This window comes from Streptomyces sp. NRRL B-24085 (genome assembly GCF_001282115.1).
Lineage (GTDB): Bacteria > Actinomycetota > Actinomycetes > Streptomycetales > Streptomycetaceae > Streptomyces.
In genome coordinates this window covers 1-2,964 of record NZ_LJBR01000614.1, presented here as the reverse complement: position 1 = coordinate 2,964, position 2,964 = coordinate 1, and the positions used below count along the sequence as shown (strand labels likewise).

Genomic DNA, 2,964 nt, shown 5'->3' with positions numbered 1-2,964 from the left:
GAAGCTGGGGGGACGGCAGCGGGGGCTTTCGGGGCTGTCACTGGGGATCACGCCCAAGAACAAGTTCTGAGGCGCACGCCATGAAGAGGTGTTCCACGGGCCGGGTAAGGTCCGTGGAATGCCGAGAGTCAAAGTCAGCGTCATCGTTCCCGTCTACAACACCGGGAAGTACGTCGACGAGTGCGCCCCGTCGCTGCTCGGGCAGAGCCTGCCCGCCGACGAGTACGAGGTCATCTACGTCGACGACGGCTCGACCGACGACACGCTGACCCGGCTGGAGAAGATCGCCGCCGGGCACCCGAACGTCCAGGTGCACACCCGGCCCAACTCCGGGTGGCCGGGCGCACCCCGCAACCTCGGGATGCGGCACGCCAAGGGCGAGTACATCCAGTTCGTCGACCACGACGACACCCTCGGGCCCGAGGCCCTGGAGCGGCTGTACGAGCACGCGAAGCGCAACGACGCCGACGTGGTGCTCGGCAAGATGTCCAGCACGATGGTGCGGCCCCGGCGGCTGTTCCGGCACACCGTGGACGCCTGCACGATCGAGAACGACGAGCTCATGCAGAGCATGACCCCGCACAAGATGTTCCGACGGGCCTTCGTCGAGGAGCACGGCCTCCAGTTCCCCGAAGGGCCGTGGTTCTTCGAGGACATGCTCTTCGTCAGCGCCGCCTACCTCAAAGCCGAGCGCATCTCGATCCTCACCGACTACCCCTGCTACTACTGGATGAAGCGGGACGACGGCGGCAACAACACCCAGCACCGGTTCGATCCCCGGTTCGGCTTCTGGAACAACGTCCGCACCATCGTCCGCCAGATCAAGGACGGCACCGAGGCCTCGGACGACCTCGACGCCCTCCAGAACCGCCTCCTGCACCGCAATTACCACGTCGAAATCCTCTCCCGAACCCGCGAACCCGAGATCCTCCGCGAGGACCCCGCCGAGCAGCGCGAACGCTTCGAGGCGGCCCGGAAACTCGCTGTCGAGGAGTTTCCCTCCGCCGTACGCGACGGCCTGCCCACCGTGTCCCGGCTGCGCGCCGAACTCCTCGAACGCGGTGACTTCGACGGTGCCGTCGCCCTCGCCGAGCGCGTGCGTCAGGTCAAGGCCCGCAGCGTCGTCGGCGGACTGCGGTGGGAGGACGGCCGGCTGGTCGCCGACGTCACGCTGGACCTGCTGCGCGGGGACGGTGAGCCGCTGGTGCTCGTCGAACGGGACGGGAAGCGGTGGCTGGACCCCGAGCTGCTGGCGGGGGTGCCGGGGACCGAGGACGGCTGGGAGGTCCGCGATCCGTTCCGGCTGGCGTACGCCGAACTGGTCGTCAAGGACCGCGACCGCGAGGACTGGTGGTACCCGGAGGGCGACCTGGAGGTGCGGCTCGAACCCGCCGGCGAGGGGCGCTCCCGGCTCGTCGCGTCCGGGCGGCTGCTCCTCGACCCCGAACGGCTCGCTGGCGGACGGCCGTTGGAGCGCGGGGTGCACGACGTGTGGGCGTACGTCCAACTGCTGGGCGTGGACCGGATGGTCCGCCTCACCGGCGACGGCACTCCGGGGGCCCCGGCAGCGGGTCCGGCGCTCACCGGTGGCCGGCTCGCGCTGCCGTACTGGACGGGCAGTGGTCAGCTCGCCCTCGACGTGGACCAGCGCCAGCGCAGGCTCGGTGCCGACACGGCCGGTGCCGCCGCGGCGAACTCCGGGCGCGGGGAGCGGTCGCTTCCGCTGCCGTACGTGGCGGCGACCGCGGCCGGCGGCACGGCTCGCGTCAAGGTCACCGTGTCGGCGCTGACGGTGGACGCCGAGATCGTTCCCGCAGACCACGGGACGACGGCCCTCCTGCGGCTGCCCGCCCGGCTCCGGCTGCCGGACGGGCGCCACCCGGTCGGCCTCCCGACGACCGACGCCCCGGTGGCGTACGCCGTCGTCCGCGACGGCGCCCTGCTGCGGCTGGAGGGCCCGGCGCACCGGGCCGGCACCGGACGCCGGCTCCTCGACGCGGTCGCCGACAACCGCCAGGTCCGGCGGGTACGGCGGCGGCTCGGCCGGTAGGACGGAAAGACGACGGGACGGCAGAACAGGGGTGGGGCGCCGCAGCGGACCGGTGCCCCGCCGCGCGCTACGCGTACGCCGAGATGTCCTTGATCATCGCGAACCCGAGACCGTAGGCGCTCATGCCTCTCCCGTACGCCCCCACGTGCACCCCCTCCTGGGTGGAGCCGGCGAGCACCCAGCCGAACTCCGACTCCCGGTAGTGGAAGGGCGTGGGCACGCCGTCCACGGGGAGGGACAGGGTGGACCAGTCGGGTCCTTCGAGGTCGTCCGCCAGGACCCAGGCCGTCTCGGTCTGCTGGTCCAGCCAGTCGTCGCGCAGCGAGTGGTCCATCTGGCCGGGCCAGGTGAACGACAGCAGCCCCACCCCGGCCAGCCAGGCGGCGGAGGAGACCGACGTGGCCTCCAGCAGCCCCGTGCCGTCCGCGCTCCTGCGGGACGGGTTCGCGGCGACGGTCACCACGACCGCGAACTTCTCCTTCGGCTCACCCGTGGAGCCCGCCTCGTTCTTCACGGAGGGCTCGTCGCCGTGTCCGATCGACCCGTGCTCGACGGCCCCGTCGGCCGACGTGCCGACCTGCATCAGCCAACGCGGCCCCGTGAAGGCCTCGTCGAGGCCGTACCAGGGGAAGGGCGCCTGAAGGTAGCGGTCGACCGTGCGCCGGGCGGAGGGAACCTGCTGGCCGCCCTCCGCGGCCGGCGCCTGCGCGACTGCCCCACTCGTCGTCTCCATGTGCCGGACGCCTCCTACTAGCTCTCGTCGGACCGGACCGGCCCGCCCCCCTTCGGGCGGCGTCGCTGGTTCGCGTACGGCCCGCACAACAACTCGGCAGCATAGCCACACCGCTCCGAACTGCGCGGAAACCGCCCGGCGCGCGGGGCGCACGGGGGGTGGCTTCCGGCCGTACGGGTGG

The 2,964-nt window shown here is 72.0% G+C and carries 2 protein-coding genes; one reads left to right on the top strand and one right to left on the bottom strand.

What is annotated here, in order from left to right; genetic code table 11:
* The first annotated feature begins 118 nt into the window (after positions 1-118).
* On the top strand, positions 119-2,050 hold the full coding sequence (locus AOJ26_RS40285) for a glycosyltransferase family 2 protein (protein WP_053853289.1): 1,932 nt from the start codon (positions 119-121) through the stop codon (positions 2,048-2,050).
* 67 nt (positions 2,051-2,117) lie between these two features.
* On the opposite strand, the gene AOJ26_RS40280 is transcribed toward AOJ26_RS40285, so the two are convergent.
* Positions 2,118-2,783, bottom strand: a complete 666-nt coding sequence (locus tag AOJ26_RS40280; RefSeq protein ID WP_053853288.1) for a hypothetical protein — start codon at positions 2,781-2,783, stop codon at positions 2,118-2,120.
* Positions 2,784-2,964: the final 181 nt, after the last annotated feature.

Coding starts and splice junctions, on each gene's coding strand:
- AOJ26_RS40285 (WP_053853289.1), top strand. CDS start 119: ATGCCGAGAGTCAAAGTCAGCGTCATCGTTCCCGTCTACAACACCGGG.
- AOJ26_RS40280 (WP_053853288.1), bottom strand. CDS start 2,783: ATGGAGACGACGAGTGGGGCAGTCGCGCAGGCGCCGGCCGCGGAGGGC.